We start from the raw sequence: 25,328 nt of genomic DNA, 5'->3' as shown, positions 1-25,328 counted from the left end.
TTAATCTGAAAACATCTGCTTAAAGGCTTTCATCTGCTTGTATTGCTGTAACTCATCCAAGGAGTTAATGCTGTGACAAAACAGACTTTGCTTTTGAAAATGTACCACTTGGGCATTGAGTTGCTTGAAACAGTCTCGTAGGCTTAAACGATCTTCAGCAATCGCGTGCGTCAACACAGGCAAACTCTCTCGCTTTAGCAAACAAAATGGATATAAAGCATCTCCATTGATATTGACATAAGCCACTTGTGACTGCGGCTGCTTTTGCAAAGCACGATGCAGTTTGAGCACAACCTGATTGGGAATATAAGTCACATCACAGGGAATGAATAAAGCATAGTTGGCTTGCAAATGTGACCATGCACTTTTCATCCCCATCAACGGACCAAGGAAACCATTTTGGTCATCTATATAACACTGAATATCAGGTTCAATTTGTTTGTAAATCGAACGATCACGATGGCTATTTACCCAAAGCTGTTGTACCCCAGTCTTAAAATATTCGCAGATTTTTAACAGTTGAATCTGATCATCAAACTGTTGCAACAGCTTGTTCATACCATTCATACGACGCGCTTGCCCTCCCGCCAAGATCACCAGATCTGTAGCGGGATATTCGGTATTCATGCTTCTGCCTCCAATTGACAGGTTTTAATCAGACCACGAATTTCAGGTAAACAAGAACCACAATTGCCACCTGCTTTTAAACATGCCGTGACCTGCTTTTCATGCGTGATATTTTGCGTTTTAATGGCTTCGATAATCTTATTTTTACCCACTTTAAAACAACTACAGACCAATGGTCCATCGTTATTTGCAGCAGACATCGGCATCCCAGCCAGCAAAGCTTTACGATGCAATGCACTCAAACGCTCACGTTTAAACAGACTCGCCACCCAATCCCGATCTGGCAATAAATCCGTAGGTGCAATATAAAAACTGGCAATCAGAATCCCGTCTTTTAAGATCACACTATGACTGAGCTGCGATGAAATATCCTCCAGACTTAACCATTCATAAGTTTCATCCACAAAAGGCAGGAAGCTTTTCAGATTCTTTTGGGTCTCATCGATACTGTGACGATCAGCAATTTCATAACGGATGGCTTTTGCAGTTTTGATCTTGGTCCACCACGCACAACGTTGTAAAGATGCTTTGATCTGATGTTCAAAGCCTTCACGGACATAGAGCACGCCTTGCCAAGTGGTATGGAATGGTTGAATGGCCACAGGGGTATGTTTAAACTCAGGTTCGCCTGAAATCGCATCCACCACAGGATTGACCACTTTACCAATCCGCGCATCAGAAGCGACCTGCTCAGTCCAGTGAATTGGTGCAAAGATTTGGCCACGGCGCACCCCTTGCGCCAAGGTCACACGTAACACACAGCGGCCCCATTCCGAGCGGACTTCAACCAAAGCTTTATCACGAATACCAAATTTTAAAGCATCATTCGGGTGGATTTCGCAAAATGGTTCAGCACGATGTGTGGTGAGGTTTGCCGATAAACCGGTACGGGTCATGGTATGCCATTGATCACGAATCCGCCCCGTATTCAATACCAATGGATAATCTTCAGAGATCGCATGCACTGGATCGATGGCAACAGTGGGAATCAGTTTGGCTTTTTTATTTTGATGGCTAAAACGCCCCCGATCAAACAGCTGTTCAACCGCAACACTTTGCCCTTTCTCCCAGACTGGCCATTGGATTGGGCGCAGATGGTTATATTCATCAAGACTTAGACTCATTAAACCTTTTAAATTGAAATAACGGAAATTTTCAACTTGGTCTCGTTGGTCAACACTGGCATTTTGATAAGCCGATAAAGCCGCATGTTCATTAAAAATGTCACAGGCATTGCTAAACTCAAAACCAGTAAAACCGAGTTTTTTTGCAACTTCTGCCACCGCCCACCAATCCGCTTTGGCTTGCTTTGGCGGATTTAAAAAAGCACGTTGTCGTGAGATACGGCGTTCAGAATTAGTGACTGTACCATCTTTTTCCCCCCAACCCAGCGCAGGTAACAATACATCTGCATAAGTCGTGGTATCGGTATCTGCACAAATATCTGAAACCACGACAAACTCGCATTTTTCCAATGCACGTTTGACCTGATCTGCATCGGGTAAGCTCACCACAGGATTGGTTGCCATAATCCAGATCGCTTTGATTTTGCCACTTTCCACAGCTTGGAATAAATCCACTGCTTTTAAGCCTGCATTTTTGGCGATCACAGGACTGTTCCAAAAACTTTGCACCAGATGTTGGTGCGAAGGATTATCTAAATCTAAATGTGCTGCCAGCATATTGGCCAATCCACCGACCTCACGACCGCCCATGGCATTGGGTTGACCCGTCATTGAAAATGGCGCTGCACCTAATTTACCAATTTTTCCAGTGAGTAAATGGCAGTTAATAATGCTATTGGCTTTATTCACCCCTTGAGAGGATTGATTAACCCCCATCGAAAATAAGGTGATCACCTTTTCTGTTTGCGCAAATTTATCAAAAAACAGCTGTAATTTTTCTGCAGAAATTCCGGTACGTTTCACTAAAGCATTAACATCTTGCTCACTTTCACTCGCTGCTAATAAAGCCTCCAAGCCCTCAGTGTAAGTCTCTACAAAATGATGGTCGGTGTAATCATGATGGTAAAGATACTGAAACAGGCCATTGAATAAAGCCACATCCTGACCAGGTAAAATCGGTAAATGTAAATCTGCCTGCTCGCAGGTACTGGTAAAACGAGGGTCGACCACCACCACAAACAAATCTGGATTCTTGCTCTTTGCTTGCATAATCCGTTGATACAGCACGGGATGACACCATGCGGTGTTGGAACCAACCAGAACCACCATGTCAGTATGTTCAAAATCCTCATAGCTGGCTGGAACAATATCTTCACCAAAAGCCCGTTTATGCGCTGCAACCGCAGATGACATACATAGGCGTGAATTGGTATCAATATTAGCGGTGCCTAAGTAGCCTTTAACAAACTTGTTCACCACATAATAATCTTCAGTCAATAACTGGCCTGAAACATAGAAAGCAACACTGTCTGCTCCATACTGGTCAATACAGGCTTGAAACTGATCTGCAATTTTCTCAATCGCCTGATCCCATGTCTTCACTTGACGATGGTTTTTACGACCAAACATCGGATGCAAGACACGAGTTTCCAAACCTAGGGTATCTGCTAAGTTACTACCCTTGATACAGAGTCGTCCAAAGTTGGAAGGATGATTCATATCACCAGCGACTTGTACCGTCGTGCCATGCGTTTTATGTTGGACACTGACATCCACACCACAGCCCACGCCACAATAGGGACATGTTGTTTTTGTTATGATTGTTTCTGCTTGATCGGAGCGACTGTGTTCTAAATTTTGAATACTGTTCATGACTGCCCCTTTTACCTAGTTAATCCGCTGAACTTTACACTCAACTAAAAAAATCATTCTGAGTTCTTCTCCAGTTTCAGCTTATGGATAAACTTTCTAAAACTAGATTTTCTCATCACACACTATCGTGATAGGCGGCATGGATGCCGTCTTGTAGAGCTGCGGTAGCAAGGATGTACCATCAGCTCTACAAAGGATTTTTGTTACTTTTCATCCTTGAAAAGTAAGGCAATGCCTTTACAAAAATTATCTGCTCATACATTACATATGCGGCAATGCCATTCATCCTTAACCTATTCTTCTCGAATGGGGTCAGCTTTCACCCTGCCTTTTTCATTGCAAAATCCTTACCAAATAACAGCTTGTTTCTAAATGTTGAAACGGGTGTTTGATCTGCAATTAACTCGGCATACCACATGCCATCCTCCGTATCACCAAACAGAACCGCACCAATCACTTTGTCTTTTTGGATAATGATACGTTTATAAATTTGACGCTTATCATCATTGAGAATGATGTCTTCATAATCTTCTTTCGGTTCAAAATTCCCAGCAGAGAATACGTCGACACCGCTGACTTTTAACTGCGTTGGTACCGTCGGTGATTTAAAGGTTAAGCTGCCATGTTCAGCCAAATGTGTTGCACAGATGAATGCTTGTCCCCATAACGGCTCAACTAGACCAAAGGTTTGATTACGATGTTCGATGCATTCGCCCACAGCATAGATACTTGGATCAAAGGTTTGCATAGTATCATTCACCAAGATGCCTCGGTTACAACGCAGTCCAGCACTTTGCGCTAAAGCAATATTCGGACGAATCCCAACAGCAAAAATCACCAAATCAGCATCCAACACAGTTCCATCTTTAAGTCGGACTTGACTGACGTGTCCCTCTTCGCCAATCAATGCTTCGGTATTGGCTTCCGTAATGATATTGATACCCTTTTGCTCAATACTATGGCGCAACATGCGGCTGGCACGACCATCCAACTGACGCTCCATAATACGATCCATCAGGTGTAGAACCGTCACATTCATACCACGTTGTTTCAAGCCATAGGCCGCTTCCAGACCCAACAAACCACCACCAATCACCACCGCATTCTTTTTGGTTTCGCAATATTTGATCATGGTGTTGACATCATAAATATCACGGAAGCTAATCACGCCTTTTAAATCCACACCTTGCACAGGTGGAATAAACGGCGATGAACCAGTTGCAATGATCAAACGATCATAATCAACGCTTTCGCCTTTCTCGGTATGTACCACTTTACGAGTACGATCAATTTTGATCGCAGGATCATCCGCAATAAATTGAATCCCTTTGTCGCGATACCATGCATGTGGATGCAGCATGATGTCATCAATGGTTTTTTCACCTGAAAGCACTGGCGATAGCATAATCCGGTTGTAATTGCCCCAAGGTTCCTCACCAATCACCGTCACATCATAGCGATCTGGCGCCATATCCAGTAAATCTTCTAGGCAACGCATCCCCGCTAGACCATTGCCAATCAGCACCAGTTTCAGCTTTTCTTGAGCGGCACCATTGTTGGTAATATAAGTCTTTTGCGGAACAGACCCGACCCAAACACGACCATTTTCAATTTTGGTTGGGAAAACCAAGAGCTTTTGATCTTTATCTTCCAAACAACGGCCCGTCGCTAAGCTGAAATGTTGCTTGTAAATCGGCGATGCAATCACACGCTCACCTTGTAAATCACCAATGATGCCGCGACACATCACATTGGCTTGGCTGAACGGATCCTTATTGCTGAGTGCATAAATTCGCTTTTCATGCCCGACACGGAACAGTGCAACCGATTGACCTTCAATTAGTGCGCCTACGCCTGTGTTTGGTGTGATGTCATCCAACGCACATACCTCAACCCATTGATTTTCTGGCAGCATATCGATATTTTTTAAACTGGTCATTTGAGTTCTCCTTATGCTTCAACCATTGGGATACGATCGACTGAACGTTCAGCGTCATTCAAAGGACGAATCTGATCACGTACTTGGGTAAACTGAATATGTGGATCAGCTTGCTGTTCTGCACTGGCATTGATATAGGTTTGGAAACGTTTACGAATCTCAGGATCTTCAACCGCAGTACGCCATTCATCTTGATAAGTCCCAATCACATGACTCATACGACTTTCGAGTTCTTCGGCAAGTCCTAGCGAATCATCGACAATCACTGATTTGAGATAATCCAAACCGCCTTCCATATTGTCACGCCATACGCTGGTACGTTGTAAACGATCTGCGGTTTGAATATAGAACATAAAGAAACGGTCGATATAACGAATCAATGTTTCGGTATCAAGATCTGACGCCAATAGCTCGGCATGGCGTGGTTTCATACCGCCATTTCCACAGACATATAAGTTCCAGCCTTTCTCGGTGGCAATCACCCCAACATCTTTACCTTGGGCTTCGGCACATTCACGGGTACAACCCGACACCGCCATTTTCAATTTATGTGGTGAACGTAAGCCTTTATAGCGATTCTCAAGTTCAATCGCCAAGCCAACAGAATCATCAACACCATAACGACACCATGTACTACCGACACAAGATTTCACGGTACGTAAGGATTTACCGTACGCATGGCCAGATTCAAAACCTGCTGCGTTGAGTTCTTCCCAAATAAATGGTAACTGATGGATTTGTGCACCAAATAAGTCAACCCGTTGTCCACCGGTAATTTTGGTATATAGGTTATATTTTTTGGCAATTTGACCAACAGCGATTAAGCCATCAGGTGTGACTTCCCCGCCTGCCATACGCGGCACAACCGAGTAAGAACCATCTTTTTGAATATTGCCCAAGTAGTAATCATTACTGTCTTGTAGACCCGCATGGCTTGGTTCCAGTACAAAATCATTCCAGCACGATGCCAAAATATTAGCCGCCATTGGCTTACAAATATCACAGCCTAAACCATGACCATGTTGATGAATCAAATCATCAAAAGTCTTGATTTCATTGACACGAACCAAGTGATAAATCTCTTGGCGTGAGTATGGGAAGTGTTCACAAACATGGTTATTGACCGTTACGCCTTGGCGTTGTAGCTCAGACTTCAACACTTGTGTGACTAAAGGTGCACAACCACCACAGGCTGTCGCTGCTTTGGTACATTTTTTCAAAGCACCCAAAGAGGTTGAGCCGTCACAAATCGCTTGGCAAATATCGGCTTTAGACACGTTGTTACATGAACAAATGGTGGCACTATCAGGCAATAAATCGACACCACTGCCACCTGCTTTAGCGCCCGAATCGGCAAAGCCGGGCATGATCAAACTTTCAGGCGTTTCTGGTAGTGCCAGCCCATTCAGCATCATTTGTAGTAGGTCATTGTATTCTTTGGCATCACCGACCAAGACTGCACCGAGCAACTTGGTTTTATCTGCATCGACCACGATCTTTTTATAGACCAAGCTATCTTCATCGGCATAGAAATAGCTGAGTGAGTTTGGTGTCATGCCATGCGCATCACCGACAGAGGCAACATCAACCCCCATCAATTTCAACTTGGTGCTCATATCTGCACCCGCAAAACAATGGGTTTCTTCGGCCAGGATATGTTTTGCGGCAATGCGTGCCATGTCATAACCTGGTGCGACCAGACCATAGATTTTGTTATCCCACAGCGCACATTCACCAATCGCATAGATATGTTGATCTGAGGTTTGGCAATAATCATTGATTTTAATCCCGCCACGCTCACCCAATGCCAATCCACTGAGTCGTGCCAATTCATCACGTGGGCGAATCCCTGCCGAGAATAAAATAATGTCTGTTTCCAGCTCGCTGCCATCCGCAAACTTCATGACATGGGTTGCACTATCACCCGCTTCAATACATTGTGTCGCTTTTTGGGTATGAACTTTGACCCCAAGATTTTCAATTTTACGGCGTAATACTTTACCGCCAAGATCATCAATTTGTACTGCCATCAAACGCGGAGCAAACTCCACTACATGCGTTTCCAGATTTAAATCACGCAGTGCTTTAGCCGCTTCAAGACCCAATAAGCCACCACCAATCACCACACCTGTTTTAGCATTTAAACTTGCAGCACGAATAGCGTCTAAATCCTCAATGGTACGATAGACAAAACAGTTTTCACGATCATTACCTGAGATCGGTGGAACAAAGGCATAAGAACCTGTAGCTAAGACCAGTTTGTCATAATGAATCACATCACCGAAATTGGTGGTCACTGTTTGCTCAGCTGCATTAATTTCCACCGCTTTGGTGTTTAGTCTGAGGTCAATACCATGTGCATCAGCGAAATCAAAACGTGCTAAGGATAAATCTTTGGCTGTTTTACCAGAGAAATATTCAGTCAAATGGACACGGTCATAGGCAATACGTGGTTCTTCAGCAAGGATGGTAATTTCTAGTTCATCATCAGCTTTCTCTAAGATGGCTTCGATGAATTTATGCCCCACCATACCGTGACCAATCATCACTAATTTCATTGTGTTTCTCCTCAAATCTAATCTTTGATTAAGCTGCGCTACTTTGTTCTGAACGACGTTCCAATACCGCCTGTTCAAACAGCTGTTGTTCTTTTTGTTTATGCTCTACCGAAAACCGAATGAGCATTACTGAGCTTGCAGCAATCACCACCAAGCCACCTAAAACCATTAAACAGGTTTGAAAATCGACCATTCCTTTTAGCAAGAATCCTGCTGCCACTGCACCGACATTGCCACCTGCACCAATAATGCCTGCCACGCCACCCAGCGCTTCACGATCAATAAATGGAACCAAAGCATAGGTTGCACCACACGCCATATGGGTGAACAACGCGAAGATGGTCATACTAAGAATTGCAAGGACTGCACTATTCATATGCGCGAATAGCATCAGGAATAGCCCTTCTCCCAAGATCAACAAAAACAAGATTTTGGTGCGTCCGTCCAACCCTTTTTTTAGCGCGACTTTGTCTGAAACAATACCGCCAAGCGCACGGGCAAACAGTGCCAGCAAACCAAAAACCCCAGCTGCCAGTCCTGCTTCTTTTAAGCCAAAGTTGAAGTGCTCGACGTAATACATCGCAATGATGTTGTGCATGAAGATCTCAATGCCGAAACATGCTGCATAAGAGCAGAATAGAATCCAGACCCGATAATTACGCGCCGCGTGCAGTAGGATTGCCATGCCACCTTTTTTATCGCTTCCCACCACCACACCTTGCGCGCGCAGTTCTTTAAAATCGCCTTGTGGACAGTCTTGGGTCAGCTTCCAATAAAGCACACCAACGATCACCATCATCACACCGGGCACAAGTAATGCAATTCTCAAGCCCATGGCTTGTTCAACACCGAACATCACTAAGGCCGCTAACAGTAAAGGCATCAAGGCTTGTGTCGCACCACCACCTGCGTTACCCCAACCCGCTGAAGCGGCATTCGCAGTTCCAACAACATTAGAGGCAAACATGACGCTGGTATGGTATTGCGTAATCACAAAGCTGGCGCCAATTGCGCCAATCAATAAGCGGAAGAACAGAAAAGACTCATAACTGTTTGCTGCAGCAACACCAAATACGGGAATACTTCCAAGCAGGAGTAAAGCGGTGTAAGTTTTACGTGGGCCGTATTTGTCACACAATGGGCCAACGATCAAACGAACCACAATCGTGATTGCGACAGCAGCAATGTTAATATTGGCAATCTGATCTTTGGTGAGATGAAACTCACCCGCAATCACGGGCATTAAAGGTGCACAAGCAAACCAAGCAAAGAAACACACGAAGAAAGCAAGCCAACTCATGTGGAATGCGCGCATCGCAGGTGCAGAAAAGTTGAATAACTTAATTGATGTGGCTTTTTTCGCCGATAAATCTAAAGACATTGCCATCTCCCATACTGAACGTATCTTGTGTTGTTGACACATCACGCTGTATCAACAAACCGATCAGATCGGACATCGTTGGCCGTCTTACAATTTTGCAAGTCATCTTTGACTCAGAAAATAAATAGCAATTGCTGTGCCAAGTATGAGAATCAACTTACAAAAAACTATTAACCATTGTTTTATATCATATTTATATATTTTTAATTTATTAAGAAATATCATCAAGCGAGTTCTATCTGATACATTCAGTGCAACGCCCTGTTTTAAATCACAATCTGCACTGCTTCAAAACAACTCCTTTTACGCACCCAAACAGTGCAATCCTTATTCTGAAATAGATAAATCCATTTTCTCCATTTCTTCTCTTCCTTCATAACGGTACAATAAAGCGCATAAACAATACGCCAATGGAGCGATTGCACCGAATAAGAAATCAAAACACGTTGACTGGCACTAATTTTGCTTCAAAAACAATACGCACAGCACTTTATATCTGTGCACAACCCATCGTTTGACCTAAATACTATGCCGAAACTCAAGATCGCACTTATTGATGACGACCAGGCTCGGGCTGAATACATAAAAAACTGTTTAATTGAACATGACTTTGATGTAGTTGCTTGTTTTACCCTCGATCATCTCAATATTTTTAAACTCGAACATCTTCAAGCGGACGTCATTCTGCTTGATATGGATCATCCTCATCGTGATGTGATTGAAAGTTGTGTCAGCAACTTTGACCTACCAACAGTCTTGTTTACCAAGAACACTGATAAAGACACCATTAAACAAGCCATTGATGCAGGGATTACCGCCTATATCGTCGATGGCATTGATCCCAGTCGCTTACACACCATTTTAGACATTTCGATTGAGCAATATAAAAAGCATAAAAAGCTAGAATGTGACCTCAAAGATGCCAAAACCAAACTTGCAGACCGTAAAGATGTTGAAAAAGCCAAAGTATTGCTGATGCAACTGCATGGCTTAAGTGAAGATACGGCCTTTCAATTACTCAGAAAAAATGCCATGAGCCATCGTATGACCATTGGAGAAATGGCTCGACGTTTACTGGATGCCCAACAGCTTTTAAATAATCAACTAAAGGATGAATAGATGAGCCATTTAGTCGAATTAAAGAAAGTAGAAAAAACTGAATTACAACTTGGCTATATTCCATTACTTGATTGTGTTGCATTACTCTGGGCTAAACAGCGTGGTTTTTTTGAAGAGGTCGGCTTAAATGTCAATTTAGTCAAAGAAGCATCTTGGGCCAGCCTACGTGATCGTTTAGCTTTTGGCTTACTCGATGCCGCGCATTGCCTGTCTGCCATGCTGCCAGCAGCAGCGGTCGGAACAGATCAAATCGGGATTCCACTGCAAACCCCGTTAGTGCTCAGTGAAAACCGTGCCTTTATCAGCTTAAGTCAAAAGCTCTGTTATGCACTGGATATTCAGAAACAAGATTCTGCGGAAAGTTCAGCCAAGAAACTGACGGATTATATTCACCAGCACCAAAACGTCTCTTTAGCACATGTATTCCAACACTCGATTCATCACTATTGTCTGCGAGAATGGTTAGCTTTGGCCGATCCTAAACTGGCGCAATCCATTCAAATGAAAACCCTGCCGCCTCCTTACATGGTTGAAGCGATCAGTAACCATCTCATAGATGGATTTTGTGTCGGAGAACCGTGGAATACTCAGGCCGAGTTACAAGGTTTAAGCCACCTCGTCTGTTCGAGTCAGCACATTATTCCCAATGTTGCAGATAAAGTCTTAGCGGTCACGCAGGAATGGGCGCAACAACACCCAGATACCTTGATTGCCTTAACCAGCGCGATCATGAAAGCCCAACATGAATTGCGACTGCTGGATGATTTCAGTCCAGTATGGCAACTTCTGATTGAATTTGATATGATTCAATTCGATTGCTCGCCAGAAGTCCATGTTGAAAAATACTTCACCATCCAAAATATCATTCGGAATTTTGTACAAGCTAGTGCCGAACCTAAAGCACAAGATTTTGAATGGCTGTTTCAACAAATGCAGAAATGGAATGGCTTCGCACTCGATGAAACGACTTATCGTGATCAGGCACAAAACTGTTTACTCGCTGAAACCTTTCAAGCAGCTTCGCTCCTGTCATAAAAGCAAAACTAAAAAAAAGCTGTCTTGACATAGCAAGACAGCTTTGAAAGACCCATAAGAGACTGCCCCAATCAAAAGCAAGCTCTTAAGTAGTGTTATCTTATTCAAAGCATGGATATCTTTTTCGGACAATTTTATGTCATTAACTGCCATCTCAAATGTGAAATTTCATCATTTCTGCCAACTGAATCATGCATATAAACGTTCAATCCATAATCACCAGAGTCAATACCATTCAAGGCAATATTTCATTTGCTTTTCTCTGGTTGTATAGTCGCTAACAGTGGATCTGCAGATTTTTTCAACTTTAAGTGGAACATCTGCAAAAAAATTATTAATACATGAAAAAACAATATGTTATTATTTTAAAGTCAGAAGATTTTTCTTATTTAGATACACAGTAACCTGTTTTTTTGCTGATATTTAAGTCAGGTCAATCGATATAAATCTAAATCATTTGACTGCTGAGTTACACAATTCCCATGAACGAAATGGGGCAATTCAGTTTAAAATGTTTAAAAATTAAATTACGCTGAATTTTGTCATATTTTAACATTGCCAATTCCTTGCAAAGTTTTCATTATATGCAGCATGCTTGGCATGCAAATTTCTTCATCGATTAAAACAAATTATAAAAAAATTGCAGAATTTTGTGCCATAATAAGCAAACTTTGCAGACATCTTGCAAAAAACTTTTGCAGATTTAGAATTGGAGCAGGCTGAATGAGCTCAACCATTTTGGTGATTCACGGACCGAATTTGAACTTGCTAGGAAAGCGCGAACCAGAGGTTTATGGTTATCTCACTTTGGATGATATTAACCAGCAACTCACTGCTCAAGCTCAACACGCATCACTTACACTTAATTCTTTTCAGAGTAACTGGGAAGGTGCGATTATCGATCGCATTCATCAAGCACAAACCGAGGGTGTGAAATTTATTATCATCAACCCTGCTGCATTGACCCACACATCTGTTGCTTTACGCGATGCCCTACTTGGTGTCGCCATCCCATTTATTGAGGTTCATTTGTCAAATGTTCACGCCCGTGAATCATTCCGTCATCACTCATATTTATCAGATAAAGCCATTGGCGTAATTTGTGGCTTAGGTGCAAAGGGTTATTCCTTTGCTCTCGATTACGCTATCGAAAAAATTCAATCTTCTAACTAATTTTAAACACATTAGGAATGCTCACTCATGGATATCCGTAAAATCAAGAAACTCATCGATTTGATGATTGAATCTGACTTACAAGCGATTGAAGTTAAGGAAGGTGACCAATCCATCTCATTAACTCGTCCTACCCCTGTTTATGCAGCAGCGCCAGTTGCAGCAGCGCCAACCGCTTCTGCTCCAGCGCCAGCAGCAAAAACCCCTCGTGGTGCTGTTGAAACGTCTCCAATGGTTGGTGTGTTCTATGCAGCACCAAGTCCAGGCGAAGCGCCATTCGTAAATGTAGGTCAAACAGTTTCTGCGGGTGAAACATTGGGGATCATCGAAGCGATGAAAATCATGAACCCGATTGAAGCGACTAAGAGCGGTGTCATTGAAGAAATTTTAGTGAAAAATGGTGAAGTGATCCAATTCGGTCAACCACTTTTCCGCTACCGTGCCTAATTAGTCTGGGGATTCCTATGTTGCAAAAAGTATTAATTGCAAACCGTGGTGAAATCGCTTTACGAATTACTCGGGCTTGTAAAACTCTTGGCATTAAAACAGTGGGTATCTATTCAGATGCCGATAAAGATTTAATGCACTTACGCTTCGTTGATGAAGCAGTATGTATCGGACCGGGCGCAAGTAGTGAAAGCTATTTAAATATTCCTGCAATTATTACTGCTGCGGAAATTACTGGTGCGGATGCCATCCACCCTGGTTATGGCTTTTTATCTGAAAATGCTGAATTCGCTGAAATTGTAGAAAGCTCTGGCTTTATCTTCATTGGCCCACGTCCTGAACATATTCGCCTGATGGGGAATAAGGTTTCTGCGATTATCGCCATGAAAAAGTCAGGTGTACCCACTGTACCAGGTTGCGACCATGCAGTAACCATTCACAATGCGCTTGCTGAAGCCAAAGAAATTGGCTTCCCATTGATCGTCAAAGCTGCTTCTGGTGGTGGTGGTCGTGGAATGCGTATCGTAGAGCGTGTTGATACCCTGCTTGAATCTGTTCAAGCGGCACAACGTGATGCTGAAATGTGGTTCGGTGATGATACAGTTTATATGGAACGTTTCTTACAGAAGCCGCGCCATGTCGAAGTACAAGTTCTCGGTGATGGCAATGGTCATGCAATCCATTTATATGATCGCGACTGCTCTTTGCAACGACGTCACCAGAAAGTGCTAGAAGAAGCACCTGCTCCAAACTTACCAGAACAGGCACGTGCAGATATTCTTGAAGCCTGTGTCAATGCATGTAAGTTAATGCAATATCGTGGTGCTGGAACATTCGAGTTTTTATTTGAAGATGGTGAATTCTTCTTTATCGAGATGAATACTCGTGTTCAGGTGGAACATCCGGTCACTGAGATGGTGACTGGTGTTGATATTATTGAACAGCAACTTCGTATTGCAGCTGGTTTAGGTCTAGAACTTGAACAAGAGCAAATCGAAGTTAAAGGTCATGCGATTGAATGCCGTATCAATGCTGAAGATCCAACCACCTTCTTGCCATCCCCAGGGAAAATTGAAAGTTTCTATGCACCTGGTGGCGCAGGAATCCGTTTGGACTCACATATTTATCAAGGCTATAACATTCCGCCTTACTACGATTCAATGATTGCAAAATTAATTGCGCATGGTAAAGATCGTGAAACCTCTTTGGCTCGTATGCGCCAAGCTTTAGATGAAATGATTCTAACCGGTATTAAGACCAATGTTCCATTGCATAAAGATCTGATCTTGAAGGATAAAAACTTCTGTGAACAGGCAATGGATATTCATTATCTTGAAAAACATTTGCTGAAACAGCTTGAACAACAAGCTGAAAAAGCCTAAATAAAAAAAGCCTCTTATTGAAGAGGCTTTTTTTATAACGCAATCAATTTAAGGTAAAACACGGCGTAGCGTTGCAAAGCATTTATCGCCTTTTTCACTGGCACAAAAATCGATGGTCGAATCATTCGCCCACTTCACGAAATATTGAGAAACCTCACCTGTTTGGTCTTGCTTTTGACCCGAACAGTCCATTTCATTATTGTCATATTTGATTTGTAAAATCAGTGCAGGTAATCGCTCTTTATGATCTTCGGATGGCTGATAGTCATATAAGCCATAAGACCATTCTTGTCCACTTTTAACTACAACATCGCTTGCGCCACGGAAATTATAGTACTCGACACATTTTTTATTGTTCGGAATTTCCATTCCCCACAAGCCCATGATTTCTGGACGAGTAGTGACACGAATTGCATTCGCTTTGGCGATCTGCTGCGGTGTTATTGCCGATTTGTCATTTACGACCGTCTCTGCCATAGTCCATGTTGAGCAAGCCCATAATAATCCAATAATATAAATATTTTTCATAGATTTAATTAAGTCGTCATCCTAACGGTGCATAGGCCTAAATTAGCATATTTTTGGATAAAAACATGCATTCATAACCATATAAACACAATATTTTTACCATATCATTTAATTGCTTAGTTTGGCATTTTTTCAGGTATGCTATTTTTCAACTTGTATGTAACTTTTTACTTTATAAAGATTTAGCTTTAGGGATAAAAGCCATGAAATTTTCAGAATATATACAGTACGATGGTCTTGGATTAGCCCAGTTGGTCAAAAACAAAGAGGTTCATCCTTCCGAGTTGCTTGAAATTGCATTGGAACGGAGCAATCAGGTCAATCCGAAACTGAATGCCATCATTATCCCAATGTACGAACAAGCCAAACAACGCGCGCAACAAAACCTGACAGGTACATTTGCAGGTGTTCCATTTTTAGTTAAAGACCTATTTCAAGAATATCAAGGTGTGCCCACCTCTTATGGCAGTCAAGCACTCAAAAAAATCAATTACACACCAGACTTTAATGCAGAAATTGTCAATCGTTGGGAGCAAGCTGGAATTGTTAGCTTTGGTCGCACCAACACCCCCGAATTTGGTATTAAAGGGATTACAGAACCAGATGCTTGGGGTGCATGCCACAATCCATGGAATTTAAAACATAATAGCGGTGGTTCTTCAGGTGGTGCAGCGTCTGCCGTTGCAGCTGGGTTAGTACCAATTGCAGGTGCTGGCGATGGTGGTGGCTCAATTCGTATCCCAGCCTCTTATTGTGGTTTATTTGGATTAAAGCCAAGTCGTGGACGTACACCGTGGGGACCACAATTTAGTGAAGCCATGCACGGCGCTGCTATGCAACATGTACTCAGCAAAACCGTGCGAGATAGTGCAGCCATGCTGGATGCAGTGCAAGGTCCTGAACAAACTTCATTATTTCGAATTGAAGCGCCTGAACAAAAATATTTAGATGTTATTCAGCAAGCCCCTAAGAAACTCCGCATTGCTTTCAATACCCAATCACCTATTGGCAGCAAGATTTCTAAAGACGCCATCCAAGCCGTGCAACGAACAGCGAAGTTGTTGGAATCATTGGGTCATATTGTGGTTGAAGATCGTCCGCAAATTGATGGGTTGGAACTGGCAAAAGATTTCGTCACCACATGGTTCAGTCAGTTCTCCTATATGCAGAAACAAATCAAACAAATGGCAGACGCGACTGATCGTGATTTTGAACTCGATTCAATTGCTTTGGCCGCTTTTGGAGCGAAGACCACGGCAACAGAATATATTCATACCTTAAATAATTGGGGGCTATACAGTACCCAGATGAATATTTTCTTTGAAAATTATGACTTATACCTCACCCCAACCACAGCTTCTGTCGCACCCAAAAATGGTGAAATCGCCACACCCGCTTGGCAAAAACCCATTCTAAAAGGCTTGTTAAAAGTTGGTAAAGCGCATTATCTGGCGCAAGGTAAACTGGTTGAGAAAATGGTGCAGGACAATTTAAGTTGGGTACCTTTTACCCAGCTCGCCAATGTAACAGGCCTACCTGCCATGTCAGTCCCTTTGTTCTGGAATAAACACGGTATGCCACTTGGTAGCCAGTTTATTGCACCTTTTGGACGTGAAGACCGCTTGTTGCAACTTGCTGCTCAACTAGAACAAGCACAACCGTGGCTGCCACAATATAAGAATATCCAAATCTAGCTTAACTTTTGGCTGCTGTTTCCACTTGATTCGGCAGCCATAGCACTAGTAATAAACCAAACAAAACCACCACACTGGCACAGTAGAAAATGGTCGCACCTGAAAAGATTTGCCAATAGTGCCCTGCCAATAAACTTCCAGATGCCACCCCTAAGCCCCACATGGTGCTATACAAAGCCTGTCCTCGGCCTTGCTGCTCGGGTGTAAAGTTTTGGAAAATCACTTTCATCGCAATCAAGTGGAATAGACCAAAGCTAAAGGCATGCAAACATTGAGCAAGCAATTGCCCAATATAATTGCTTTCCAAGATACCGACCAAGAACCAACGTAGACTGGTCAAAACAAGGCAAACCACCACCAACGTCCGCCACGAAAAGCGGGTAAAGAACAGCTTTTGTGCCACAGCAAACATGACGATTTCAGCAATCACCCCCATCGCCCATAAACTACCAATTTGTGTAGTGCTAAAGCCTATTTCTTTTAGATAGTTACTATAAAAGCTATAAAACGGCGCCAATGAAAACAGCAAAATAAATTCAATGCTAAAAAATGCCGCCACAATAGGTCGTTTTAAAATCGGCATTAGCGGTTCAAGTGTTTTTTGTGAACTTGGTGCATGCTCTGGTTCTTTGATACTAAATGACCAGAGGAAAGCCAGAAACGAAACAGAGAGCAGTAAGATTGGCAGCATTGAAATCGGAATGATTTCCAACAAAGCCCCGATGACAAATACACCCACAATAAACCCGACCGAACCCCATTTACGTACTTTGCCATAGAGTTCACCACGTTTTTCACCTAACCAAAATAGGGTCACGCCTTCAAACTGCGCCAAGATGGCATTTTGGAAGAAGCTGAAAATCAGCATCAATAAAGCCACTGATTGGAAGCTATTCGGGATGACGAAGATGGCAAACCAGATACAGGCTTCCATCCATGTCGCAATACGGACCAAAAGCATTCGTTTCCCTGATTTATCGGCAATCCAGCCCCAAATCAGCGGTGCAAAAAAACGGGTAATAATGGCAATGGAAGATAAAATGCCAATCTCTTGATAATTGAAACCCTGATCTTGAAGATACAAGTTCCAATACGGCATGAATGTTCCGACTATGGCGTAGTAGAAGAAGTAGAAACCTGCGAGTCTGGTATTGATGGTTAGTGATGGCATTGATTCATTTTATTCGTTGGCTAAACCTGAAATAACGGCTTATATCGTTCTATTTGAAGCTTCAACTCGCATTCAAACATATATGCTTTCGTCATTCATACTGGCTTGTATCCAAGCATCATACCCCTAAACTATCTCGAATAATTGATCCGATGAACATAAATCCGAATATAGAGCCTGCGTTCATTTCTATGTGAATAATACTTCATCATTATTATTTATTTTCGCGTCCCACAAAACCATCTTTTGCGATGGCCCTAGCTCCAAAGTTTAAACTCTAAAAAAACTTTTTAAATCATATATTCATCAGAGTAAATCATGGTCTACGGTGATCCCAAGCCATGATCGGATAAGAAATCCATGACTCATGTAGCTTTTCTTCTTTCCAAACATTTAGCATTGCTTCCGATGCGGGAAATAAATTAGAGGGTAAGTCTGATAAGCTAAACCAAGCCCATTTATCAAAAATATCTGGTTCGGTGACCACAATTTGCGCTTTCATCTTGTTATTGTGCAACTGACACGACAGCCCTACCGTAGTATTTACAACGGGCGAAGACTGATTAATAAGTAGCGTAAATGGTTTAATATTCTGTTCTTCTAATTTTAAGCCTGTTTCTTCTAATAATTCTCTTAGCGCTGATTGTTCATAACTTTCACCAGCTTCAATTTTTCCACCAGGAAAACACCAAGAAGCCTCTTCACCCGCTTTAATACGCAAGCCCAATAAGACCTGATCTATATCATCAAATATCATCACGCCAACACCGACTATAGGTGCTAAATTTAAATTCTCAATCATCATATATTACCTGTGCAATACTTTTTATCTGGACTAAGTTATTTGAGATCCTATACAGAATATCAGCACTATTATGGTGACTTACGATTGCAGTAATAATACTAACTGAAAAGAACACCTCAATATAATTTTCCCATCATAAAAAATAGCATTCAAGCCAGATCTGCTAACCCGTTTTCATCACCAATCTGGTAACCCCATTCACAATCATATCAATTGCAATTGTGCCAATAAGCAATGCTGCCAACCGGCCAACAATGTCAAAATAACGATCAATATATTTAGCATGCTTATAACGCAAATGATCATGCGAGAGTTTCATCACGATTAATACACTACATGTTAAAAATAGCGTACATGCAATCACAGTTGCTGCTTCAGTAATTGACATCCTCATGCCTGTTACCACGGCAGCACTGATTGTTCCAGGGCCAATCATAAAAGGCATGGCTACTGTACCCGCTAGATGCTCTGGAGCTCCTCGCATTTCACCAATCGTATCTGCCCCTTGGAAAACATAGCGATAACCAATGACCAAAAAAATAAGACCACCAAATATCTGGAATGATTCAAATCGTACATTTAAATACTTATTAAAAATTGCCTCACCCCCCCAAGCAAAAAGTATAAACACAACATAAGCAATCAGCCCACCTTGTATCAGAGCACGATTAAATATTCTGGTCTCTGTATGTCGAATTAACCCAATCATATAGACACTCATCAGAAATGGATTCAACAATGAGAAAAATAAGAGAAATGTGCTCAGATAAGAAGAGGTCATCGCCCCACACTCCAATGCGTCTTCAATAGGTTAATCAACTTTCTACGGAAGACTGAGTTCATACGATTGTTTGCAAATTATTAAAAGTTATAAACAAACATGACATTCAATAGCTTGTTCCACCGACCATCATCGCCGCCCGCCAAAGAATTTGCAGTTCCGCCAATAAATGGGTCATTTTTACTGGTGATATATTCTGAATAAAGCGAAATCTGCTTATAGTTCCAAGCTGCACCTATGATATTACGTTGAGAGCTTTTATAATTCTGCTCATCTTTATCCAATCCGCTTAAGACCACATAAGGCGTAATATTCAGGCCATTTATGACATCTTTAAAAGTATAATTCACATCGACTGAATAAAAATTGCCACTATTTGCAATGTTATACGCGGTATCAAATGAACCAAATGTGGAGTAATTAGAGATTGCATCCTTGTTATCAATTTTGATCTGTCCAGCAGTCAGGGTTATTCCCAGGTTCTGATAGTTGAGCGTATTAAATAATGACCAAGCTTTACGATTGCCGTCTTTATGATTCTGTTGATTCTCAAGTGTTGAATACCAATAACTTCCGCCAACAGCCATATCTAAGTCATCATTATTGAAAAAGCTAAGTTCTTGTTTGGCTCTCATTACAAACATATTTTTTTCTTTTAAACTTGTCATTTCAGAATCATTGGTTTTCACCATATTGGCGGAATAACGAGCCGTATCTTTATCTGCGGTCCCAGTATAATGACCACCATCGCGAGAAAAGTATGCTAAATCAATCTTAGTGGCTGAAGGTAATTCAGTATGATAATTAATCCCTAGATTGAGTACATCTTGAAGCCCCATTGTATAATTGAGTCCTGCATAAAAGCTGCTATCCCAAAACCGACTAGGACCAAAAGGTACAGGCTGTAAGCCCAGTGTAATATGATCTGTACTGTTTAAACGATAACCCGCATAGGCCGACACTAAGGTTGAAAAGTCACATAATTCAGACCATTGATAACAACGCCACTGTACACTCCCAAATACTTTAGGTGATTCATAAGCGATATTCACAATCGCAGCATCAAACTTAATACTATTATCCGAGTCAATATTTGGACCATAATCTTTATAATTATATTTGGCTCGCAATGCACCTGAAACCGTCACAGCACCTGTATCAGTTTTTGGGTCACCCAAAGTCATTGTGGCAAAACTAGGAAGTGTCACCCCAGCTGCAAATAATCCTACACTTAACTTGCTAAATACGGTATGCATTCATATCTCCTTGTATAGATGTTGGAGAGAAATCTGTGGTTATTTCTCCCTCATTTTTAATCAAGAGATTTTGCTCATATGAGTCATAATCTAAAAAAACCAACACTGAAAATTAATTTTCAGCTTAAAAGTGATGGAATTAAGTTCAAGATAAACCATGTATTTCTTTCCAATTGCCTGGGTATACTACATAACCAAAGCAGGCATGCCCACCATAAATAAGTTCTGTACCCTCAGGTATCCAGAGCATCTGCCCTGGCCGAACTTCGTACTTCTGTCCATTTGCAGTGAGTTCAAAACAGCCTTCAATGACAAAAATGACTTCGTCATAAAGTAACTTCCAACTCACTTCCGCCCCTTCCCAACGTGCAAAACCGATACCCATATTTGGAGAAACATCGGCTCCTAATGCTCTAGCAACATAAGCAGTACCTTGAGGTGTTTCACCACGTAGGTTAAAAATCAATTGTTTACTATCAACTAAACGAACTTCACTCATTATCTTTTACCTTACAATTCACTACGGCTACGCCATTTTTCAAATCGAATACGAGTCTTCACGCCTAGACCTAAAAATGGTTCTGGCGGATTTAAACTGGGCATACCCGTCACAAATTGAATATCACTTAGCGCTTGAGAGTCTGCACCTACAACCAAATCAGCTAATAGCGTTCCTGAAATTGTGCCCCAAGCTGCTCCAACACCATTGTCACAAGCACTGGCATAAACACCATCTTCTAATTCACCAAAGAAATTGGTGAAGTTACGAGAAATTGCGTAAACACCGCCCCAAGTATGCGTAAATGGCACATCAGCTAACTCTGGATAACGTGCTAAAAAGGCTTTACGATGATCAGCCTGTATCCAGTGCCGATTATCATCACTGATATTGGCACCGTATTTCGGTACATGTTTATAAGTATTGCGGATCAAGATACGACGATCTACTGTCATACGTAATGTTGTTCCAGCATGATCTGCTGGTGTTAGCCCCCAATCCAATTCACCCAGATAAATATTCATTTCTTGGTCTGTCAGTGGACGTGTCCAACTCGCAAAGGTCATGACGGGTAATAAGCGATTTTTCAAATATCCAAATTCACGCGTGAAAATACTTGTTGCTAGAAGGATTTTTGGCGTGATGATTAGGCCATGATCACCTTCTAATACCCATTGATTATTATTTCGTTTTAAATCACGGATTGGTGATTGCTCTAATAATTCAACATTAGCTGGTAGATTTTCCCCCATACCTCTTACTAAGGCTGCTGGTTGCATTAAGTAAGAACCTGGGGTAAAAATTGCACGACTATAAAAATCTGTTCCTAATACTTTTTTCAGCTCGGCCTTTTCAACCCAACGATAGGGTTCACCTAAATCTTTCATCAAGTGTTCAAAATGATTGAGATGAGCTTCACCTCTTTCACCTACCGCACCTTGATATTTACCTGCTGCCGACCACTGACAATCAATATTATGGCGCTCGACTAAACCTTGTAATTGTGCAATTGCAGATCGGTTTAGACTTAACAACTTTTGCTTATGCGAAGGATCTGGATGTGATAATGCAAATTTATGGGGTAAATCAATTACAAACCCTGAATTACGACCTGAGGCACCTTCAGCCACACGCTGTGCATCTACTAGAATAATACGGGCGTTTGGCTTGAGTTCTGCCAATCTACGAGCTGCGGCTAATCCTGCGAAACCCGCTCCAATAATGGCGTAGTCTGCTTTTTGTGAACCGATTAACTTTTTAGCAGGACCTGCTGGAGGTAATGCCGCATACCAACCACAGGTACGATCATCATTTGGTAAAGCAATCATTTTGTTATTCCTTTAACTTAAACTGTGGATGAACACGAATCTAGTTTCTCTAGCCATTCACTACGATGATGTTGTAATTGACGACCGAGTAAGGCAAAGCCTGTTAACCTGCCTTGTTCATTGTAGAAACCAGCAGCAAACTCTCCGTCATGTTGTTCCACTCTCCACTCACCTGTCCCCATTGCAGGTAAAACAGAGAGCGGCAAAATTGGTGTTTTTACTAAAACAGGTGTTGATTTCAAATCCGCAGCCGTTGACTGACCTAAAAGATTATTCACTAAAGCAGGTAAGGCTTGCGTGATTGGATTGATATAAGGCGCCCACTGACCATTCACTTCCGCACAATCACCCAAAGCAAAAATCGTAGGATCGCTACTGCGGTGATCTAGTCCCGTACAGATTCCGCGTGCTGTTTCTAGGCCAGCGGCTTGAGCAAGTGCAATATTTGGTCTTAAACCGACTGCACTTAATACCAAGTCAGTTTCAACGGATTGACCATCCTGGAGAGTTAATTGGTAATGACCATTAGCTGATTGAATAGAACGGATACTATTTTGTAATTTCCACTCTACGCCTAACTCGCTTAGTGCATTTTGTAGTGCATGACCTAAAGGTTCTGGAATAAGACGTTCCATCGCCCATTTACCTAGCCCAACAACGGTAACTTTGACACCGTGTGCAGCTAAATCATTAGCGAACTCACAACCAATCAGACCATCTCCAAGAATTGTGACATGTTGTTTATTTGATAATTGCTGACGAAAACGGCAATAATCCGCGAGGTCATTTACGCTTATAGTTGCCGTAGAATCGCCATCAATCGGAATGACAACTGGTGTTGCACCTGTAGCAAGTACGAGTCTGCCGTAAGGATAATTACCAATTGTGGTTTGAAGCTTTTTATTTTCCCGATCAATATGAGTCACTTTGGTATGTGGATAAACGCGGATATTTAAACGTTGTTCCCAGCTCAGAACAGATTCACGAACTAAACTATCGCCATCTTTACCTAATGCCAAAGCATTCGATAATGCGGGTTTGCTATATAAAGCACCATCATCAGCAGTAAATACGGTAATAGACAAGTCTGCAGATTTGGCACGCAAAGCAGAAGCCAATTGATAACCCGCATGACCGCTACCAATAATCACCACGGGCTCAATCAATGCAGCTGCTACTTGAGGGATTTCGTCCTCCTCAACATCTGTGATATCGAGCATTTCAAAATCAGCTTTACCCACCTGACATTCTGGACACATCCAGTCATCAGGAACATCTTCCCACTTCGTTCCTGGTGCTATCCCATCATCAGGCCAGCCTTTCGCTTCATCATAGATCCAGCCACAGACAATACATAACCACTTTCTCATCTTGTCTATTTCCTTATTTCTTACACATTACACGCTATGTCTCAAACGAATACCGATGTTACGAGTCTGAACATAACTGTAGATGGCTTCCTGCCCTTTTTCACGACCAAAACCTGATAAGCCCACGCCACCAAACGGTGTTTCAATACCACCTGCAAACCATTCGTTAATAAAGACCTGACCAGCAATAAGACGATTTGCAACTCGAAGTGTTTGATTTAGATTTTCACCAAACACACCAGCAACAAGACCGAAGTCCGTGCCATTAGCAATTGCAACTGCTTGGTCTTCATCATCAAAAGGCATGATCACCATGACTGGACCAAACACTTCTTCCTGAGCAATCGACATGTCATCTTTTGCTTCAATAATCGTAGGTAAGACAAAATAGCCGTCTAGATCTGCTGCTCTACCACCTGTTAAGATTTTTGCACCTTCTTCACGCGCTTTATCAATCATGGCAAGAATCTGTTGCTGCTGATCTTTAGAAACAACTGGTGTAAGTTCGGCATTACTTTCACCAATTCCTATTGTTAGGCTTTCTGCAAGATTAACGACCGCTGCTTTAACTTCTTCATAGCGACTACGGTGTACTAATAACCGTGACATTGCTGAGCAGACTTGCCCTGAGTTATAAAAAATTCCGACTTTAACACTACGCAGTAACTGTTCTAAATCAACATCTGCAAAAGCGATAGCCGCTGACTTACCACCTAACTCCATTACAGCAGGTGTTGCACGTTCAGCCGCATCTTTCAAAATGTGTTGGCCTGTTGCAACGGAACCCGTGAATACAATCTGATTGGTCTCTTGGTGTTTAACCAAATGAGTACCCACTTCGGAGCCTTTACCGCACAGTAAGTTCACTGCACCTTGTGGAAAACCAGCTTGCTCAATGGCTTTGATGAGTAAAACCATTCCTAAAGGCGAAACTTCGGGTGACTTGATCACCACGGCATTACCAGCTGCTAAAGCTGGTGCAAGTGAACGTGCACAGATCGAAACAGGAAAGTTCCAAGGTACGATCTGAACCGATACACCCATTGGAATATACGAAGTGAAATCAATATAATCTTTACCTAAAGGGACTGAGATTCCTTCAATTTTATCTGCCATACCTGCGTAGTATTCAAAATAACGAGCTGCTTCATCGAATTCTTCACGTGCCGTATCAACATTTTTACCGTTTTCACGACATAGGATTAATGCGCCCTCTTCTGCAATTTCACGAATTGCTTCTGCTGCTTTTAACATCCAAGTTGTACGTTGTGCAGGACGTACATCAATTAGTGCACCACTGTTTACACAACCTCTAGCCGCAGCCATTGCTGCGTCTGCATCTTCGATACTTGCACGTGCTACGGTTGCAAAAACATGAGCTGTTGCAGGGTTGATCACCTCAAATTGGCGTGCAGCATCTCGCCACTGACCATTCACATAGTTCAGGTAATGTTGCAT

The 25,328-nt window shown here is 42.1% G+C and carries 20 protein-coding genes and 1 pseudogene; 6 read left to right on the top strand and 15 right to left on the bottom strand.

Going from position 1 to position 25,328, the window contains the following annotated elements:
* From mobA to F957_RS14620, 5 genes are all read right to left on the bottom strand, one after another.
* Window positions 1-627 (bottom strand): molybdenum cofactor guanylyltransferase, encoded by a 627-nt coding sequence (gene mobA, locus F957_RS14600; RefSeq protein WP_016540317.1) that lies wholly within the window; start codon window positions 625-627, stop codon window positions 1-3.
* Entirely contained in the window at window positions 624-3,404 is a 2,781-nt protein-coding gene (locus F957_RS14605; RefSeq protein ID WP_016540318.1) for a nitrate reductase, read from the bottom strand. The genes mobA and F957_RS14605 overlap by 4 nt, the downstream gene beginning before the upstream one ends.
* A gap of 319 nt (window positions 3,405-3,723) precedes the next feature.
* A complete protein-coding gene (nirD, locus tag F957_RS14610) occupies window positions 3,724-5,343 on the bottom strand; it encodes a nitrite reductase small subunit NirD (RefSeq protein ID WP_016540319.1) in 1,620 nt (539 codons plus the stop codon).
* Window positions 5,344-5,354: 11 nt separating this feature from the next.
* Window positions 5,355-7,901 carry a nitrite reductase large subunit NirB gene (nirB, locus tag F957_RS14615; RefSeq protein WP_016540320.1) on the bottom strand — a complete coding sequence of 849 codons (2,547 nt, stop codon included), beginning with the start codon at window positions 7,899-7,901 and terminating at the stop codon, window positions 5,355-5,357.
* 28 nt (window positions 7,902-7,929) lie between these two features.
* Complete coding sequence (locus tag F957_RS14620) at window positions 7,930-9,282, bottom strand: MFS transporter (protein ID WP_016540321.1); 1,353 nt, start codon at window positions 9,280-9,282, stop codon at window positions 7,930-7,932.
* A gap of 528 nt (window positions 9,283-9,810) precedes the next feature.
* Between F957_RS14620 and F957_RS14625 the strand changes: the two genes are divergently transcribed.
* From F957_RS14625 to accC, 5 genes are all read left to right on the top strand, one after another.
* Complete coding sequence (locus tag F957_RS14625) at window positions 9,811-10,401, top strand: ANTAR domain-containing response regulator (RefSeq protein WP_016540322.1); 591 nt, start codon at window positions 9,811-9,813, stop codon at window positions 10,399-10,401.
* Complete coding sequence (locus F957_RS14630; protein WP_016540323.1) at window positions 10,402-11,436, top strand: ABC transporter substrate-binding protein; 1,035 nt, start codon at window positions 10,402-10,404, stop codon at window positions 11,434-11,436.
* A 723-nt stretch (window positions 11,437-12,159) separates the two neighbouring features.
* The gene (gene aroQ, locus F957_RS14635) at window positions 12,160-12,609 is read left to right on the top strand and encodes a type II 3-dehydroquinate dehydratase (RefSeq protein WP_016540324.1); all 450 of its coding nucleotides are present in this window, start codon (window positions 12,160-12,162) and stop codon (window positions 12,607-12,609) included.
* A 27-nt stretch (window positions 12,610-12,636) separates the two neighbouring features.
* Window positions 12,637-13,056: an acetyl-CoA carboxylase biotin carboxyl carrier protein gene (gene accB / locus F957_RS14640; RefSeq protein ID WP_016540325.1), complete on the top strand. Its 420-nt coding sequence runs from the start codon at window positions 12,637-12,639 to the stop codon at window positions 13,054-13,056.
* A 17-nt stretch (window positions 13,057-13,073) separates the two neighbouring features.
* Window positions 13,074-14,438 carry an acetyl-CoA carboxylase biotin carboxylase subunit gene (gene accC / locus F957_RS14645; protein ID WP_016540326.1) on the top strand — a complete coding sequence of 455 codons (1,365 nt, stop codon included), beginning with the start codon at window positions 13,074-13,076 and terminating at the stop codon, window positions 14,436-14,438.
* 48 nt (window positions 14,439-14,486) lie between these two features.
* Here the strand turns inward: accC and F957_RS14650 are convergent, their stop codons facing one another.
* The gene (locus F957_RS14650) at window positions 14,487-14,966 is read right to left on the bottom strand and encodes a hypothetical protein (RefSeq protein WP_016540327.1); all 480 of its coding nucleotides are present in this window, start codon (window positions 14,964-14,966) and stop codon (window positions 14,487-14,489) included.
* 203 nt (window positions 14,967-15,169) lie between these two features.
* On the opposite strand from F957_RS14650, the gene F957_RS14655 reads away from it, so the two are divergent.
* The gene (locus F957_RS14655) at window positions 15,170-16,660 is read left to right on the top strand and encodes an amidase (RefSeq protein ID WP_016540328.1); all 1,491 of its coding nucleotides are present in this window, start codon (window positions 15,170-15,172) and stop codon (window positions 16,658-16,660) included.
* A gap of 1 nt (window position 16,661) precedes the next feature.
* On the opposite strand, the gene F957_RS14660 is transcribed toward F957_RS14655, so the two are convergent.
* The 9 genes and pseudogenes from F957_RS14660 to F957_RS14695 all read right to left on the bottom strand — a co-directional run bounded on the left by F957_RS14660 (window position 16,662) and on the right by F957_RS14695 (window position 25,328).
* Window positions 16,662-17,831 carry an MFS transporter gene (locus F957_RS14660; protein WP_081401614.1) on the bottom strand — a complete coding sequence of 390 codons (1,170 nt, stop codon included), beginning with the start codon at window positions 17,829-17,831 and terminating at the stop codon, window positions 16,662-16,664.
* Between the two features lie 316 nt (window positions 17,832-18,147).
* Window positions 18,148-18,636: a nucleotide triphosphate diphosphatase NUDT15 gene (locus F957_RS14665; protein WP_016540330.1), complete on the bottom strand. Its 489-nt coding sequence runs from the start codon at window positions 18,634-18,636 to the stop codon at window positions 18,148-18,150.
* A gap of 163 nt (window positions 18,637-18,799) precedes the next feature.
* On the bottom strand, window positions 18,800-19,417 hold the full coding sequence (locus F957_RS14670; protein WP_016660228.1) for a MarC family protein: 618 nt from the start codon (window positions 19,415-19,417) through the stop codon (window positions 18,800-18,802).
* 80 nt (window positions 19,418-19,497) lie between these two features.
* Window positions 19,498-20,673 (bottom strand): hypothetical protein, encoded by a 1,176-nt coding sequence (locus F957_RS14675; protein WP_016540332.1) that lies wholly within the window; start codon window positions 20,671-20,673, stop codon window positions 19,498-19,500.
* A 145-nt stretch (window positions 20,674-20,818) separates the two neighbouring features.
* A complete protein-coding gene (locus tag F957_RS14680) occupies window positions 20,819-21,172 on the bottom strand; it encodes a cupin domain-containing protein (RefSeq protein WP_016540333.1) in 354 nt (117 codons plus the stop codon).
* Window positions 21,173-21,183: 11 nt separating this feature from the next.
* Complete coding sequence (locus F957_RS14685; RefSeq protein ID WP_016540334.1) at window positions 21,184-22,500, bottom strand: NAD(P)/FAD-dependent oxidoreductase; 1,317 nt, start codon at window positions 22,498-22,500, stop codon at window positions 21,184-21,186.
* Window positions 22,501-22,517: 17 nt separating this feature from the next.
* Window positions 22,518-23,720, bottom strand: a complete 1,203-nt coding sequence (locus tag F957_RS14690; protein WP_228129625.1) for an FAD-dependent oxidoreductase — start codon at window positions 23,718-23,720, stop codon at window positions 22,518-22,520.
* A pseudogene (locus F957_RS21855) lies at window positions 23,709-23,870 on the bottom strand (rubredoxin); the annotation flags it as partial. The pseudogene F957_RS21855 and the gene F957_RS14690, both read right to left, overlap by 12 nt.
* A 27-nt stretch (window positions 23,871-23,897) precedes the next feature.
* Window positions 23,898-25,328, bottom strand: a complete 1,431-nt coding sequence (locus F957_RS14695; RefSeq protein WP_016540336.1) for an aldehyde dehydrogenase family protein — start codon at window positions 25,326-25,328, stop codon at window positions 23,898-23,900.

The organism is Acinetobacter gyllenbergii CIP 110306 = MTCC 11365 (assembly GCF_000413855.1).
GTDB classification, from domain to species: Bacteria; Pseudomonadota; Gammaproteobacteria; order Pseudomonadales; family Moraxellaceae; genus Acinetobacter; species Acinetobacter gyllenbergii.
This window is presented reverse-complemented; position numbering and strand designations above follow the sequence as displayed.

Coding starts and splice junctions, on each gene's coding strand:
- F957_RS14665 (WP_016540330.1), bottom strand. CDS start 18,636: ATGATGATTGAGAATTTAAATTTAGCACCTATAGTCGGTGTTGGCGTG.
- accC (WP_016540326.1), top strand. CDS start 13,074: ATGTTGCAAAAAGTATTAATTGCAAACCGTGGTGAAATCGCTTTACGA.
- mobA (WP_016540317.1), bottom strand. CDS start 627: ATGAATACCGAATATCCCGCTACAGATCTGGTGATCTTGGCGGGAGGG.
- F957_RS14670 (WP_016660228.1), bottom strand. CDS start 19,417: ATGACCTCTTCTTATCTGAGCACATTTCTCTTATTTTTCTCATTGTTG.
- F957_RS14660 (WP_081401614.1), bottom strand. CDS start 17,831: ATGCCATCACTAACCATCAATACCAGACTCGCAGGTTTCTACTTCTTC.
- F957_RS14690 (WP_228129625.1), bottom strand. CDS start 23,720: ATGCTCGATATCACAGATGTTGAGGAGGACGAAATCCCTCAAGTAGCA.
- aroQ (WP_016540324.1), top strand. CDS start 12,160: ATGAGCTCAACCATTTTGGTGATTCACGGACCGAATTTGAACTTGCTA.
- accB (WP_016540325.1), top strand. CDS start 12,637: ATGGATATCCGTAAAATCAAGAAACTCATCGATTTGATGATTGAATCT.
- nirD (WP_016540319.1), bottom strand. CDS start 5,343: ATGACCAGTTTAAAAAATATCGATATGCTGCCAGAAAATCAATGGGTT.
- F957_RS14695 (WP_016540336.1), bottom strand. CDS start 25,328: ATGCAACATTACCTGAACTATGTGAATGGTCAGTGGCGAGATGCTGCA.
- F957_RS14620 (WP_016540321.1), bottom strand. CDS start 9,282: ATGTCTTTAGATTTATCGGCGAAAAAAGCCACATCAATTAAGTTATTC.
- F957_RS14685 (WP_016540334.1), bottom strand. CDS start 22,500: ATGATTGCTTTACCAAATGATGATCGTACCTGTGGTTGGTATGCGGCA.
- F957_RS14680 (WP_016540333.1), bottom strand. CDS start 21,172: ATGAGTGAAGTTCGTTTAGTTGATAGTAAACAATTGATTTTTAACCTA.
- F957_RS14630 (WP_016540323.1), top strand. CDS start 10,402: ATGAGCCATTTAGTCGAATTAAAGAAAGTAGAAAAAACTGAATTACAA.
- F957_RS14655 (WP_016540328.1), top strand. CDS start 15,170: ATGAAATTTTCAGAATATATACAGTACGATGGTCTTGGATTAGCCCAG.
- F957_RS14650 (WP_016540327.1), bottom strand. CDS start 14,966: ATGAAAAATATTTATATTATTGGATTATTATGGGCTTGCTCAACATGG.
- F957_RS14625 (WP_016540322.1), top strand. CDS start 9,811: ATGCCGAAACTCAAGATCGCACTTATTGATGACGACCAGGCTCGGGCT.
- F957_RS14675 (WP_016540332.1), bottom strand. CDS start 20,673: ATGCATACCGTATTTAGCAAGTTAAGTGTAGGATTATTTGCAGCTGGG.
- nirB (WP_016540320.1), bottom strand. CDS start 7,901: ATGAAATTAGTGATGATTGGTCACGGTATGGTGGGGCATAAATTCATC.
- F957_RS14605 (WP_016540318.1), bottom strand. CDS start 3,404: ATGAACAGTATTCAAAATTTAGAACACAGTCGCTCCGATCAAGCAGAA.